This is a genomic window from Actinocorallia sp. B10E7, assembly GCF_039871655.1.
Lineage (GTDB): Bacteria > Actinomycetota > Actinomycetes > Streptosporangiales > Streptosporangiaceae > Actinocorallia.
On the sequence record NZ_JBDPLZ010000004.1, the window covers coordinates 157,300 to 171,230 of the forward strand.

A 13,931-nucleotide genomic window follows, 5' to 3' on the forward strand; every position below is an offset into this window, starting at 1 on the left:
CCTAACGTCCCCCAGAGCGGCGGAGGTCAAGATCGGGCAAAGGCTATCGCCGGGCCATCGCGGTCATGACGTGGCCCATCAGGGTGATGAGCACCTGCCGGGTGGACTCGCGGCTGCGCGCGTCGCAGTTGATCACGGGGACCTCGGGGTCGAGGTCCAGCGCGACCCTGATGTCGTCGGGGGTGTAGGGCTTGGCGCCCTCGAAGGTGTTCACCCCGATGATGAACGGCAGCCCGCGCCGTTCGAAGTAGTCGATCGAGGCGAAGCAGTCGGCCAGCCGCCGGGTGTCGACGAGCACGACCGCGCCGAGCGCGCCCTCGGCCAGCTCGTCCCACATGAACCAGAAACGGTCCTGTCCGGGGGTGCCGAACAGGTAGAGCACCAGCCCGGTCCGCAGGGTGATCCGGCCGAAGTCCATGGCGACCGTGGTGGTCCGCTTCTGCTCCACCCCGGTGAGCTCGTCCACGCCGACACTGCGCTCGGTCAGCTGTTCCTCGGTGCGCAGGGGACGCATCTCGCTGACCGAGCCGACCAGCGTGGTCTTCCCCGCGCCGAACCCGCCCGCCACCAGGATCTTGACGGCGAGCTCGGCCTCAGAGGGCCTGGAGTCCATGAATTACCTCTTCGATGATTCTGGGATTGGGGAACTGTGCCACCGGCGCGGGACGGCGTACCTTGATACGCCGGTCCGCGAGCAGGTCGCCGAGCAGGACCTTCACCACGCCCACCGCGAGATCGAGCTCGGAGGCCACTTCGGCCACCGTCAGGGGATCGCGGGCGAGGTTCAGGATCGCCTCGTGTTCCGGGGTCAGGAGGAGCGAACCGTACACCGGTTCGGAAACGCATACCACGAGTGTCATCAGATCGAGATCAGACGGGTGCGCGGACGAGGTCCGGCCCCCGGTGAGGGTGAAGGGCCGGACGATCGGCCCGGCCTCCTCGTCGAGCCACTCGTGGCCGGTCATGCCTGACTCGCCGTCCGGGGCCGCGCCGACAGGTGCAGACCCACCCTGGTGACCAGCATGGCCATCTCGTAGGCGATGACGCCGACGTCGGCCTTGGCGTCGGCCAGGACCGCGAGGTTGGCGCCCTGCCCCGCGGAGGTGACGAAGAGGAAGGCCTCGTCCATCTCCACGATCGTCTGGCGGACCGCGCCGCCCTGGAACTGCTCGCCGGTGCTGCGGGCCAGGCTCTGGAAACCGGAGGCCAGCGCGGCCAGGTGCTCGGCGTCGTCTCGGGCCAGTCCCTGGGACTGGCCGATGACCAGGCCGTCGCTCGACAGGACGATCGCCTGCCTGACCTGGGCCACCCGGGACACCAGATTGTCGAGCAGCCAGTTGAGATCGCCGGGTTCGGTCATGGGCGCTCCTCGGAGGGAAGGGAAGGTTCATCGGCCAGAGAAGCTGATTCGGAACGGCCGCGCTCCCAGCCCCGCTGCATCGCCGACATGCGCAGGCGCAGGTCGTCCGGGGAGCGTTCGGCGCCGGCCGCGGCGGGCGGGGGTTCCGGCGGCGCGGGGGCGGGCGCGGCCTCGGCGGGCGCGGCCGTCAGGGACCTGTTCTTGCGCCGCCGCCGGGGCAGGCCGAGGTGGAACTCCGGCTCGGCGGGGGGATCCTCCACCAGGACGGGCGACGGGCGGAGCGCGGGCGCCGCGGCCGGAGCCGGCTCGGCGGAGGGCTCCGCCGCCTCCAGCGCGGCACGGGCCAGGACGGGGGACTCCACGGCGTGGTCCTGGGGCTCGTCGGGTTCCGGCATGGGCACATCCGTGTTGAGGATCTTCTTGGGCAGGAAGACCACCGCGGTGGTCCCCCCGTACGGGGAGGAGCGCAGGGAGACCTTGATGTCGTGCCGCCGGGCCAGCCGGGCCACCACGAACAACCCGAGCCGCGCGCTGTCGGTGAGGGCGAAGTCCGGCGGCGCCGAGAGCCGGTCGTTGAGCTCCTCCAGGACCTCGGCGGGCAGGCCGAGGCCGCGGTCCTCGATCTCCAGCACGTAGCCGGCGGCGACGCCCTGGCCGGAGATCTCGATCGGGGTGTCCGGCGGGGAGTACTGGACGGCGTTCTCGACGAGGTCGGCCAGCAGGTGGATGGTGTCGGCCACGGCGGGGCCGACCACCGAGACCCGGGGCATCGGAAGCACCCGGACCCGGGTGTAGTCCTCCACCTCCGAGGCCGCGCCGCGCACCACGTCCATGAGCGGGACGGGGGAGCGCCAGCCGCGCCCGGGGGTCTTGCCCGCCAGGATGACCAGGCCTTCGGCATGCCGCCGCATCCGGGTGGCCAGGTGGTCGAGCTGGAACAGGCGGGCCAGCTCTTCGGGGTCGTCGGCGTCGCGTTCCATCTGGTCCAGCAGCGACAGCTGCCGGTGCAGCAGCGCCTGGTTGCGGGAGGCCAGGTTGACGAAGACGTCGCGGACGGCGTTCGTGGTGGAGGCCTCGTGCTGGGCCGCCTCCAGGACGGCCGAGCGCGCGGCGGCGAACGAACGGAAGATGCGTTCGATCTCGGTGACGCTGAACTGCACGCCGACGGGGCCGCCCGGGTCGGTGATCTTGTGTCCGCCGCGGACCATCTCGGCGAGCACGGGCAGCTGGTCGCGGGTGAACTCGCCGACGGTGTCGGCCAGGGCCCGGCTCTCCCGGATCAGCCTGCGCGCCACCCGCCAGGCGATGGTGAGGGAGAGCACCACGGCGAGCAGGCCCAGGCCGCCGAGCAGGGAGATGCGCAGCAGGATCCCGAAGGAGGCCGAACGCTCCTGCGCGGCGATCTCCTCGCGCGGGCCGTCCTCCAGGTCCTGCAGCTCGCCGAGCAGGTTGCCCGCGCTGGTGTCCCAGTCCTGCTGGGACACCGTCTGCGCGCCGCCCTGGCTGCGGGTGAGCCGCTCCTCCATCTGCCCGAACCGCTGGTAGTCGGTGCCGTTGAAGAAGGCGTTGTACCGGCCCCGGTCGGCAGGCGGCAGTTGCGGGAGGGCGTCGGAGTAGAGGAGGTCGCGGGCTCCGGCCACCGCGGCCAGCTCCCTGCGCTCCCAGGCGTTCAGCGGGGCGGGCAGCCGTCCGGCGACGATCGCGTCGGCGCGGGAGATCTGCTCCCTGGCCATGCTCAACGAGGTGAGCAGGGCGGCGTCCCGGGCGAGCCTCGGGTCCACGGGGAGCACGCCTCGTCGGATGCCGAAGGCGCCGTCGATCAGCGACCGGAAGGTGGTGTAGACCTCGGTGCGGTTCTTGGTCCCGCCGCCGTCGACCAGGGAGCGCAGGAGGGCCAGCCCGCCGAGGTCGCGGCCGAACCGGTCCATCCGTTCGCGGGTGCCCTCGTCGACGGAGCCGCGCAGGTTGCGGCCGGCGACGTTGCGGTCGAAGACCTCGCGCGCCGAGTTGGTGATCTCACGGTAGGTCTGCAGTTCGCCGGCGCGCACCGCCGCGGGGGCGCTCATCGAGAGCATGGAGAGCTTGCGTTCGCGCTGGAGCGCGATGGCCAGATCCTGGACGGGCTGCACCAGGTCGGTGTCGAGAGTGCGCGCCCGGGCCAGGTCGAGCCCCTGGTTCAGGGCGCCGGACGCGGTGAACGCCCACAGCACGATGAGCGCGGTGAGCGGGACTGCCAGCAGTGAGATGATCGCGGATCTGATCGGCTGGCTGCGCGAACGTCGCATGCCCGGCAGGCCTCCGTGGGGGGTTCCGTCGAGTGGTCACAGTGAAACGGCGGGGACGTGAGCGGAGCCTACTACGGTGGTGATCTGATGCGCTTCCCCGGGCATATCGCACAAAGTTAGTACGTTACGGGACTACCCTTTACCCCGTGACCGAACTCCCCGATGTGACTCCCGACGCGCTGCCGACCCGGCGCCGTGCCGGTCGTCGCGGCGGCCGACACCGCGGCGGCTCCTTCTCACTCCCGCCCGACTCGCCCGCCGTGGTCCTCGTCGGCGGGCCGTCCGAGGTCATGGGCGAGATGGCCAGGATCATCGCCGTCGCCCACCCCGGCATCCCGGTGCACGCCGGCGCCGACGCAGACCTGGGCCTGCTGGCAGGAGACCCCGCCGCCGTGGTCGTGCCGCTGTTGCTGACTCCCGATCCCGCGATCGAGACGCCGCTCCGCGAGGGACTCGCCGAGCTGCCCGTCCTGGTGTCGGACGTGCTCGGCCCGCATCCGCTGCTGGCCGAGGCGCTGCATCTGAGGCTGGCCGAGGCGGGCCTGGCCCGGGCCGACCGCATCCGCATGATGAGCATGGTGACCGCCGCGGACGGCGTCGTCCTGGCCTCCCGCGCCGTCGACGAGAGCGCCGAGGTGACCGCGGTGCTGCTGGCCTCACGGCTGGCCGTCCCCGTGGTGACGGCGCCGCTCGGCGACCCGCAGAAACTCGCCGCCGCCACCGAGGCGCTGCGCGGCATGGGCTCCCACCGTCCGGCGCTCTCCCCCTGCGTGCTGGAGGTGGACGAGACCGAACTGGCCAAGGCCGCCGCCGACGCGGGCGCCGAGCCCGCCGCGGCGCTGGGCGCGCACCCCTCGGTGGCGCAGCTGGCCGTCCTGCGGTACGTGGAGGCCCTGGAAGCCGCCTACTACCAGTCCGAAGAAGGGTGACGTCCCCGGGCGGAACCGCGCGGTGAAGACACGGAAAAGCCCCCGGGCCGACGGGCTCCGGGGGCTTCCGCGTTCTCAGGGCGTTCGGGACGGGCCGCGGTCAGCGGGAGCTGAGCAGCTCGCCGAGCTCGTCCTCGACGTCCTGGCTGGCCACGAACATCAGCTCGTCCCCGGCCTCCAGGGTGTCGTCCTTGGACGGGACGAGCACCCTGCCCTCGCGCAGGATCGCCACCAGGGCGGTGTCCCTGGGCCACTGGACGGTGCCGACCCGCTGGCCGTTCAGCGGGGCGTCGTCGGGCAGGGTCAGCTCGACGAGGTTGGCGTCCCCCTGGCGGAAGGTCATCAGCCGGACCAGGTCGCCGACGCTGACCGCCTCCTCCACCAGCGCGCTGAGCAGTCGGGGGGTGGAGACCGCGACGTCCACGCCCCAGGACTCGTTGAACAGCCACTCGTTCTTCGGATGGTTGATCCGGGCCACCACCCGGGGCACCCCGTACTCGGTCTTGGCCAGCAGCGAGACCACCAGGTTCACCTTGTCGTCGCCGCTGGAGGCCACCACCACCTGGCAGCGCTCCAGCGCCGCGTCGTCCAGCGAGGAGATCTCGCAGGCGTCGGCCAGCAGCCACTCGGCGCGCGGCACCATCTCCACCTTGATGGCCTTGGGGTCCTTGTCGATGAGCAGGACCTCGTGCCCGTTCTCCAGCAGCTCCTGGGCGATGGACCGGCCCACCGCGCCGGCCCCGGCTATCGCCACCCGCATGTCACTCACTCTCCTGGACGCGCTCGGCCAGCGCCTCGGTGATCCGGTCGATGTCAGAGGAACGCGCCATCACATGGACCACGTCGCCGTCCTGGATGACGGTGTCCCCGGTGGGGATGACGGCCTCGCCGAGCCGGCTGAGGAAGGCCACGCGGGTGCGCGCCGAGCTCTCCAGCTCGCCGACCTTGGCGCCGATCCAGGCCGTGTCGGTCTGCACCTCGGCGAGCTTGACCTCACCGGTGGGGTCGCGCCACAGCGGCATCGCGCCGTCGGGCAGCAGCCGCCGCAGCATCTGCTCGGCGGTCCAGCGGACCGTCGCCACGGTCGGGATGCCCAGCCGCTGGTAGACCTCGGCCCGCCGGGAGTCGTAGATCCGCGCGACGACGTTCTCCACCCCGAAGGTCTCCCGTGCCACCCGGGCGGAGATGATGTTGGAGTTGTCGCCGCTGCTGACCGCGACGAAGGCCGAGGCCCGCTCGATCTGGGCCTCGATCAGCACGTCCCTGTCGAAGCCCATGCCCACCACCCGGCGGCCCTTGAAGGTTCCGCGCAGCCTGCGGAAGGCCTCGGGGCTCTGGTCGATGATGGCGACCGAATGGCCCTTGTCCTCCAGGATATGGGCGAGGGTCGAGCCGACCCTGCCGCATCCCATGATGACGATATGCACGAACCGTTCCGTTCTCGATCGTGAAGATGTCGGTGGCTGTACGCGACAGTATCCCCCCGAACAGGCAAAGCTCCGCCCTGCGGAGAACGCGGATACCGGTCGGCCGGGTCCGTTCTCGTATCAGGGGGTGCCGAGGAGAAACGCCCGTGAGGGCAACGATTAGAGTCTCTCTACGTGTCGAAGGTTCCCGACGTCGCCAAGCGTCTGCTGCTCGGGCGGGCCCTGCGCAGCGCGCAGGCTCACGAGCAGCTTCTTCCCAAGCGCATCGCGCTTCCGGTGTTCGCCAGTGACGCCCTGTCGTCGGTCGCGTACGCTCCGCAGGAGATCCTCATCACGCTGGGCATCGCGGGGCTGGCCGGGTACGCCTTCACCCCCTGGGTGGCGGCCGCCGTCATCCTGATCCTGCTCGTCGTGGTGGCCTCCTACCGGCAGAACGTCCGGGCCTACCAGAGCGGGGGCGGCGACTTCGAGGTCGCCACCACCAACCTGGGCGGCAACTGGGGGCTGGTCGTGGCCAGCGCCCTGCTGGTCGACTACGTGCTCACCGTCGCGGTGTCGATCTCCTCGGCGGTGGAGAACCTGGGGGCCTTCTCCGATCTCATCCACGAGCACAAGGTCGGCTTCGCGATCCTCATCGTCGTCCTCCTGACCCTGCTGAACCTGCGCGGACTGAAGGAGTCGGGCATCGCCTTCGCGATCCCGACCTACCTCTTCATGTTCGCGGTGTTCGCCATGATGATCTGGGGTTTCATCCGGCTCGCGGCGGGCGCGGACCTGAAGGCCTCGACCGCCGGCCTGGAGGTCCAGGGCACCGCGAGCGGCGTGGCCGGAGCGGCGGGGATCTTCCTGCTGCTGCGGGCCTTCGCGTCCGGGTGCGCGGCGCTCACCGGCGTCGAGGCGATCAGCAACGGCGTCCCGGCGTTCAAGAAGCCCAAGGGGCAGAACGCCGCCAAGACCCTGGCGATGCTGGGCCTGGTGGCGGTCACCATGTTCGGCGGCGTCAGCGCGCTGGCCTACCTGACCGACGCCAAGGCGGCGGACCCGACGCACGGCAGCCGCCTGATCGACCCGGCGACCGGCGAGGACGTCTCCAAGGGGCAGAACACGGTGATCACCCAGGTCGCCGAGACGGTCTTCAGCAACTTCACGCCCATGTACGTGTTCCTGACCGCCATGACGGCGCTGATCCTGATCCTGGCCGCCAACACCGCCTACAACGGCTTCCCCGTTCTGGCCTCGGTCCTGGCGCAGAACCGCTACCTGCCCCGGCAGCTGCACACCCGGGGCGACAGGCTGGCCTTCAGCAACGGCATCCTCATGCTGGCCGGGGCCGCGATCGTGCTGATGTACGTCTTCAAGGCCGACGTGACCAGGCTGATCCAGCTCTACATCGTCGGCGTCTTCGTGTCCTTCACCATCAGCCAGACCGGCATGGTCCGGCACTGGAACCGGCTGCTGCGCACCGAGTCGGACGCCAAGCGGCGGAGGGAGATGCGGACCTCCCGGCTGATCAACAGCATCGGGCTGGTGATCACCGGCACCGTGCTGGTGATCGTCCTGATCACGAAGTTCACCCATGGGGCGTGGATCGTCTGCATCGCGATGCCCGCGCTGTTCCTGGTGATGCGGGGGATCCGCACCCACTACGACCGGGTCGCGGTGGAACTGGAGCCGGACGAGGAGGAGTACGCGCTGCCCGCGCGCAACCACGCCATCGTGCTGGTCTCCAAGGTCCACAAGCCGACGCTGCGCGCCGTGGCCTACGCCAGGGCCACCCGGCCCTCCATCCTGGAGGCGGTCACGGTCGGGGTGGACCCGGAGGAGGCGGCGCAACTCCAGGACGAGTGGCACGCGCTGGACCTGCCGGTCCCCCTCAAGGTCCTCGACTCGCCCTACCGGGAGATCACCCGCCCGGTGCTGGACTACGTGCGCAACGTCCGGCGCAAGTCCCCCCGGGACGTGGTGACGGTCTACATCCCCGAGTACGTGGTGGGCCGCTGGTGGGAGCACCTCCTGCACAACCAGAGCGCCCTGCGTCTGAAGGGCCGCCTGCTCTTCCAGCCCGGCGTCATGGTCACCAGCGTGCCCTGGCAGCTGGCCTCCTCCGCCAGGCTCAAGGGCCGGACCGAACGCCCGGCCCCCGGCTCGGTCCGGCGGGGCGATCAGTGAGAGCGCACGGGAAGTGCTCCCGGGGGATCCCGCCGGAGGGGCGCCGCCGGGCGCCGGACCGTTCCTTCGACTTCGAAGCAGGCCCTAGACTCGCGGAACGTGACTGATTCGGATCTCCTTGAACTCGAAGTCGGCCCCGTCGGGCATGGCGGCTTCTGCGTGGCCCGGCACGAGGGGCTGGTCGTCTTCGTGCGGCACGCCCTCCCGGGCGAACTCGTCCGGGCCAGGGTGACCGAGGAGACCCGCACCTATCTGCGCGCGGACGCGGTGGAGATCCTCAGGTCGTCGCCGGACCGGGTGGAGCCGCCCTGCATGTTCGCCGGGCCGGGCCGCTGCGGCGGCTGCGACTGGCAGCACGCCACCCCGGCGGCGCAGCGCGCGCTCAAGGCCGACGTGGTGGCCGAGCAGCTGCGGCGGCTGGCCGGGATCGACCGGCCGGTGCATGTGGAGGAGGTGCCGGTCCCGGCCGTCTACACAGAGGACGGCGAGCCGCTGTCCGCCCCGCCCGGCTTCGGCTGGCGCACGCGCGTGCAGTTCGCCGTCGACCCCGAGGGCGCCGTGGGGCTGCGCAAGCACCGCTCGCACGACCTGGAGTACGTCGACGAGTGCCTGATCGCCCACCCCGGCGTCGAGATGATCGGGATCGAGCGCAAGCGCTGGCCCGGGGCCTCCGCGGTGGAGGGCATCACGTCCGCCGCGACCGGGGACCGCCTGGTGGTGGTCTCCGAGCCCAAGGGCAGGCGCGGCAGGCCGCCGCAGGTGCCGCAGCTGGACGTGCCGGTGCGGCTGGTGAAGCCCGAGCGACCCGGGCAGGGGCCGCGGGAGGGCCGCCGCCCGGTCGTCCCGTTCGTGCGTGAGGAGGCCGCAGGGCGGCTCTGGCAGGTCACCGGCAGCGGTTTCTGGCAGGTGCACCCGGGGGCGGCCGACAAGCTGGCCGACGCCGTGCTGGAGGCGCTGCAGCCCAAGCCGGGGGACATCGCCCTCGACCTGTACTGCGGGGTCGGCCTGTTCGCCGGGGTGCTGGGCGAGCGGGTGGGCCCGCGCGGCCTGGTGGTCGGGGTCGAGGCCGGCGGGCAGGCGGTCCGCGACGCCAAGTTCAACCTCAAGGACCTGCCGCAGGTGAACATCGAGCAGGGCAAGGTCGAGGAGGTGCTGGCCGCGCTGGAGTTCGGCCAGAGCCAGGGCCGCAGTACCGCCAGGACCCAGGTCAAGCGCGGGCAGGAGGCCGGGCACCGGGGCGGCTCCCGGGTGCGCGGGGCCGACATCACGGTGCTGGACCCGCCCCGGGCGGGCGCGGGGGAGAAGGTGGTGGACGAGATCGCCCGCCGCACCAACCGGAAGATCGCCTACGTGTCCTGCGATCCAGCGACCCTGGCCCGCGACCTGAAGTACTTCTCGGCGCGCGGCTGGGTGCTGGAGACGCTCAGGGCGTTCGACCTGTTCCCCAACACCAGCCACGTCGAGTGCGTCGCCTCCCTCGTGCGGGGGTGACGCGGCCGGGCCGGCTCCGCGCCGGCCCGGTCCGTCAGCACCTGGTGGAGCCCGTGGGGCTGTTCCAAGCGCAGGCGTCGATGCGCTTGTTCGAACGGTCGAACAGGTAGGCCGCACCCTTGACGTTGGGCCACAGGTGGCGGCGCATGCCCTGGTAGACGGTCGTCTTGGTCTTCCTGCCCTCGCCCATGCGCATGACGATCTTGCCCTTGGGCTTGACCGAGAAGTTCCGCGCCGGGAAGTAGAAGGTGTACTTGGAGTCCTTCAGTTGCCGGGTGTGGCCGATGGTCCAGCCCGCCAGGCTGACCGCCTTGCTCCCGTAGTTGGTGATGACCAGGTACTCGCCGTTGACGTTCTTGCCGGTGTCCTTGCCCTTGGCGTCGTACTGCACGAGGGAGAAGCGGACGGCGGGGGCGGCCTCGGCGGGCGCCGCGGCGATCAGCGGCAGGGCGGCGCCGAGGGCGAGGGCGCCGATCAGGGGCTTGCGCATCAGCGGTTCGTCTCCGATCTTTCCGTGGGTCGAGCGAGGATCGGCCGACCACCGGCTCGGGGGGCCCGGGGTCGCCTTCCGGACTGACAGGATTCAGCAGACTACTGGGCTTTTGTACCTGTTGTCTTATGAAGGCGGTTCGTCACCACGGGCCACCCGGGCCTCCGGGATCACGAAGATCAGCGGCACAGCCTCCCCGACAGGGGAAGATGCCTGCTGGACGAGCCGACCTCGACGGTGTGGCAGCCCCCGACGGCCTTCCAGCCGTTCTTCCAGATGGAGAAGGACCGCTTGTCGAGCACGAAGGTGACCCGCTTGGACCGGCCGGGCTTCAACATCACCTTCGTGAAGCCCTTCAACTGGCGCGGCGGCTCCCCCGCCGAGCGGGGGAAGGTGAGGTACAGCTGCGGGACGGCCGAGCCCGCGCGGCGTCCGGTGTTCGTCACGGTCACCTGGACGCGGTTGCCCGACACCTTCAGACGGCTGTATCCGAACGTCGTGTACGAGAGCCCGTGACCGAACGGGTAGGCGACCGGAAGCCTGCGGGCGTTGTACCGGCGGTAGCCGACCTGGAGCCGCTCGGAGTAGCGGACGGTGCCGCTCTTGGCCGCCTTCGCATTGGCGACGGGGAACGTGACGGGAAGCCGTCCGCCGGGCTCGGCGTCGCCGTACAGGACTCGGGCTATGGCCGTGCCGCCGCGCTCACCGGGGTACCAGGCCTGCACCAGGCCCGCGACCCTGCTCCGCCACGGGGTCAGGACGGGGCCGCCGGTCTGCAGGACCACGACGGTGTTGCGGTTGGCGGCGGCGACCCCGCGGATCAGGGCGTCCTGGTCCTCGCGGTCGGGGGCGCCGCACCTGAGGGAGATGCACTTGAGGTCCTCGGCCTCCTCCCGCGCGTCCGACACCACCACGACGGCCACGTCGGCACGGCGGGCTGCCGCCGCGGCGGCGGTGAGGCTGGAGCCGTCGGAGTAGGAGACGGGGCCTGTGGCGCGGGCGGTGATGCCCTGCAGCGCGGTCACGGGCTTGCGCGGGGTGACCCGGGAGGAGCCCGCGCCGCTGATGTAGTCGGAGGCGGACGAGCCGATGACGGCGACGCTCGCCCCGGGCTTGAGCGGCAGGACGCCCTTGTTCTTCAGCAGGGTGATGCCGTTCTCGGCGATGGCCTGCGCGGTCCGGTCGTTGGCGGCGACGTTGATGGTCTGCGGCCGGTCGCGGTACCGGGCGCGGTCGAACACGCCGTGGGCGAAGAGAGTCCGCAGGTACGCGCGGACCCGCTTGTCGATCTGCCGGGACGTGATCTTCTTCTCGCGCAGGGCCTGGTTCAGCTGGTCCTTGCCGTAGATGAGGCCGACGGGCATCTCGACGTCCAGCCCGCCGCGCACGGACGCCACGGTGTTCTTCGCGCCGGCCAGCCAGTCGGACGCCACGAACCCCCGGAAGCCCCACGAGCCGCGCAGGACCGTGCCGAGGAACGTGCCGTTCGCGCAGGACGGCTTGCCGTTCACCTTGTTGTAGCCGCACATGACGGCGGCGGCCCGGCCGTTCCGGACCGCGGCCTCGAACGGCGGCAGGTAGATCTCCTGCATCGTCCGGGGGTCGACGATCGCGTTCACCTGGTAGCGGTCGGTCTCCTGGTTGTTGGCCGGGTAGTGCTTGACCATCGCCAGGACGCCCTGCTTCTGCGCCGCCTTGATCCAGGAGGCACCGAGGCGGCCGGTCAGGTACGGGTCCTCGCCGTAGGACTCGTAGCCGCGCCCGGCGTTGGGGATGCGCAGGATGTCCAGGGCGGGGCCGAGGACGATGTCGTTGCCCTTGCGCCTGCCCTCGTCGCCGACGAGCCTGCCGTAGCGGGCGGCGTCGGCGGCGGAGAATCCGGCGCCGAGGGCGATCGGCGCGGGCAGCGCGGTGCCCGGGCCCTGCCGGATCCCGGCGGGCCCGCCTCCGGCCATGAGCACGGTCGGGACGCCCAGCCGCGGGATCCCGTCGACGGTTCCCTCGTGCGCGCCGGGGTCCTTGTCGGTGTTCAGCGGTCCGAGGGCGTCGTCCCCGGCCATCAGGCCGATCTTCTCGTCCAGGGTCATCGCCTTCAGCAGCAGCCCGGCCCGCCTGTCGGGCGGCAGGTCGCGGTCGCACCACGGGCGGGCCGACACGCTTCCGCAGGGGCCGGGGGCGGCGGCCGAGGAGCCCGCGACGGCGAGCAGGGGGAGGCCGAGGACGGCGGTGAGGGCCAGGGCTGTGCTGCGGGAGATCACAAGCGCTCATTCTTCTGGGCGACTTTCCTCCCTAGTAACCACCATCGAATAACAAATCGTGCATTCTTCGGCTCTGGGGGAGACTGGGGCGGTGCTGCTGACGATCACGATGACCTCGGGCCAGGATGCTCCCGCGACGGACCTGGGGTTCCTGCTCCACAAACACCCTGACCGGGCGCAGACGTTCGAGCAGGCCTTCGGGACCGCGCACGTTTTCTATCCCGAGGCCTCCGCCGAGCGCTGCACCGCCGCGCTGCTGCTGGAAGTCGACCCGATCGGCCTCCAGCGGAGCCGGGGGAAGAACAGCCCGGACTTCTCCCTGAGCCAGTACGTGAACGACCGGCCGTACGCGGCCTCGTCCCTGCTGTCCTCCGCTATGAACGCCGTCTTCCGCACCGCGATGCGCGGGCGCTGCCCTGCCCGTCAGGAGGTCGCGGACGGGGCCGTCCCGCTGGAGCTGTCGCTGCCCGCGCTGCCGTGCAAAGGCGGCCCGGAGTTCGCGCGCCGGCTGTTCGAGCCGCTCGGCTGGGAGGTCTCCGCCGAACCCGTGCAGCTGGACGAGCGCTTCCCCGAATGGGGCGACTCCCGGTACGTCACGCTCACCCTGCGCGGCACGGTCCGGCTCGCGGACGCGCTCAACCAGGTGTACGTGCTGCTGCCGGTGCTCGACCACGCCAAGCACTACTGGCTCGCCCCCGACGAGGTCGACAAGCTGATCCGCGCCGGGTCCGGCTGGCTGGCCGGGCACCCCGAGCGCGCCGGGATCACCCGCCGCTACCTGGGCAACCGGCGAGGGCTGGTGCGGGCCGCGCTGGGCCGTCTCGCCGACGCCGAGGGCCTGCCCGAGGACGCGCTCGACCTGCCCGAGGCCGACCGGGACGGCGCCGAGGAGCACGAGCGCAAGGTCCCGCTGAACGAGCGGCGGCTGGAGGCCGTCACGGCCGCGCTGAAGCGGGAGGAGGCACGTTCCGTCCTGGACCTGGGATGCGGGCAGGGCAAGCTGCTCTCCCGGCTGCTGCGCGACCCGTCCTTCGCCCGGATCGCCGGGGTGGACGTCTCGCACACCGCCGTCACCATCGCCCGCCGCAGGCTGAAGGTGGACCGGCTGCCGCGCCCGCAGGCCGAGCGGCTGGAACTGTTCCAGGGCGCGCTGACGTACCTGGACGACAGGTTCCGCGGATACGACGCGGCGGTGCTGATGGAGGTCATCGAGCACGTCGACCCTCCCCGCCTGCCCGCCCTGACCCGGGTGGTCTTCGGGCACGCCAGGCCCCGGACGGTCGTGGTGACGACGCCCAACGTGGAGCACAACGTGCGTTATGAGGGACTGACGGGGCTCCGGCACCCCGACCACCGCTTCGAATGGACCCGCGCGCAGTTCCACGAGTGGGCCGAGGACGTCTGCGCCCGGTACGGCTACCAGGTCCGCTACGAGCCGGTGGGCGACGACGACCCCGAGGTCGGCCCGCCCACCCAGATGGGCGTGTTCACCCGGTGAACGGGAACGGCCCCCGGAGGTCTC

12 protein-coding genes are annotated in these 13,931 nt (G+C 71.4%); 4 read left to right on the plus strand and 8 right to left on the minus strand.

The window, feature by feature from the left end; genetic code table 11:
* Positions 1 to 43 precede the first annotated feature (43 nt).
* The 4 genes from ABGB12_RS14615 to ABGB12_RS14630 are packed head-to-tail and all read right to left on the minus strand — an operon-like array spanning position 44 to position 3,645.
* Positions 44 to 613 (minus strand): ATP/GTP-binding protein, encoded by a 570-nt coding sequence (locus ABGB12_RS14615; RefSeq protein WP_347678024.1) that lies wholly within the window; start codon positions 611 to 613, stop codon positions 44 to 46.
* Positions 594 to 965 (minus strand): DUF742 domain-containing protein, encoded by a 372-nt coding sequence (locus tag ABGB12_RS14620; RefSeq protein WP_347678026.1) that lies wholly within the window; start codon positions 963 to 965, stop codon positions 594 to 596. Before ABGB12_RS14620 ends, ABGB12_RS14615 begins: the two co-directional genes overlap by 20 nt.
* Complete coding sequence (locus tag ABGB12_RS14625; protein WP_347678028.1) at positions 962 to 1,360, minus strand: roadblock/LC7 domain-containing protein; 399 nt, start codon at positions 1,358 to 1,360, stop codon at positions 962 to 964. The genes ABGB12_RS14620 and ABGB12_RS14625 overlap by 4 nt, the downstream gene beginning before the upstream one ends.
* On the minus strand, positions 1,357 to 3,645 hold the full coding sequence (locus ABGB12_RS14630; protein WP_347678030.1) for a sensor histidine kinase: 2,289 nt from the start codon (positions 3,643 to 3,645) through the stop codon (positions 1,357 to 1,359). The genes ABGB12_RS14625 and ABGB12_RS14630 overlap by 4 nt, the downstream gene beginning before the upstream one ends.
* 146 nt (positions 3,646 to 3,791) lie before the next feature.
* Here ABGB12_RS14630 and ABGB12_RS14635 point away from each other — a divergent pair, with 146 nt between their 5' ends.
* On the plus strand, positions 3,792 to 4,574 hold the full coding sequence (locus ABGB12_RS14635; RefSeq protein WP_347678032.1) for a hypothetical protein: 783 nt from the start codon (positions 3,792 to 3,794) through the stop codon (positions 4,572 to 4,574).
* A gap of 100 nt (positions 4,575 to 4,674) precedes the next feature.
* Here the strand turns inward: ABGB12_RS14635 and ABGB12_RS14640 are convergent, their stop codons facing one another.
* Together ABGB12_RS14640 and ABGB12_RS14645 are read right to left on the minus strand one after the other, a co-directional pair.
* Positions 4,675 to 5,334, minus strand: coding sequence for a TrkA family potassium uptake protein (locus tag ABGB12_RS14640; RefSeq protein ID WP_347678034.1), 660 nt, complete (start codon positions 5,332 to 5,334; stop codon positions 4,675 to 4,677).
* Between the two features lies 1 nt (position 5,335).
* Positions 5,336 to 6,001, minus strand: a complete 666-nt coding sequence (locus ABGB12_RS14645) for a TrkA family potassium uptake protein (protein ID WP_347678036.1) — start codon at positions 5,999 to 6,001, stop codon at positions 5,336 to 5,338.
* 174 nt (positions 6,002 to 6,175) lie between these two features.
* Between ABGB12_RS14645 and ABGB12_RS14650 the strand changes: the two genes are divergently transcribed.
* Both ABGB12_RS14650 and ABGB12_RS14655 read left to right on the plus strand, forming a co-directional pair.
* The gene (locus ABGB12_RS14650) at positions 6,176 to 8,170 is read left to right on the plus strand and encodes an APC family permease (protein ID WP_347678038.1); all 1,995 of its coding nucleotides are present in this window, start codon (positions 6,176 to 6,178) and stop codon (positions 8,168 to 8,170) included.
* Between the two features lie 99 nt (positions 8,171 to 8,269).
* Entirely contained in the window at positions 8,270 to 9,661 is a 1,392-nt protein-coding gene (locus ABGB12_RS14655; protein ID WP_347678040.1) for a class I SAM-dependent RNA methyltransferase, read from the plus strand.
* A 34-nt stretch (positions 9,662 to 9,695) separates the two neighbouring features.
* Here ABGB12_RS14655 and ABGB12_RS14660 read toward each other — a convergent pair whose 3' ends face one another.
* Together ABGB12_RS14660 and ABGB12_RS14665 are read right to left on the minus strand one after the other, a co-directional pair.
* Entirely contained in the window at positions 9,696 to 10,151 is a 456-nt protein-coding gene (locus ABGB12_RS14660; protein WP_347678042.1) for a lamin tail domain-containing protein, read from the minus strand.
* A 179-nt stretch (positions 10,152 to 10,330) separates the two neighbouring features.
* Positions 10,331 to 12,409 (minus strand): glycoside hydrolase family 3 C-terminal domain-containing protein, encoded by a 2,079-nt coding sequence (locus tag ABGB12_RS14665; protein WP_347678044.1) that lies wholly within the window; start codon positions 12,407 to 12,409, stop codon positions 10,331 to 10,333.
* Positions 12,410 to 12,500: 91 nt separating this feature from the next.
* Between ABGB12_RS14665 and ABGB12_RS14670 the strand changes: the two genes are divergently transcribed.
* Entirely contained in the window at positions 12,501 to 13,907 is a 1,407-nt protein-coding gene (locus ABGB12_RS14670) for a 3' terminal RNA ribose 2'-O-methyltransferase Hen1 (RefSeq protein ID WP_347678046.1), read from the plus strand.
* The last annotated feature ends 24 nt before the right edge of the window (positions 13,908 to 13,931 follow it).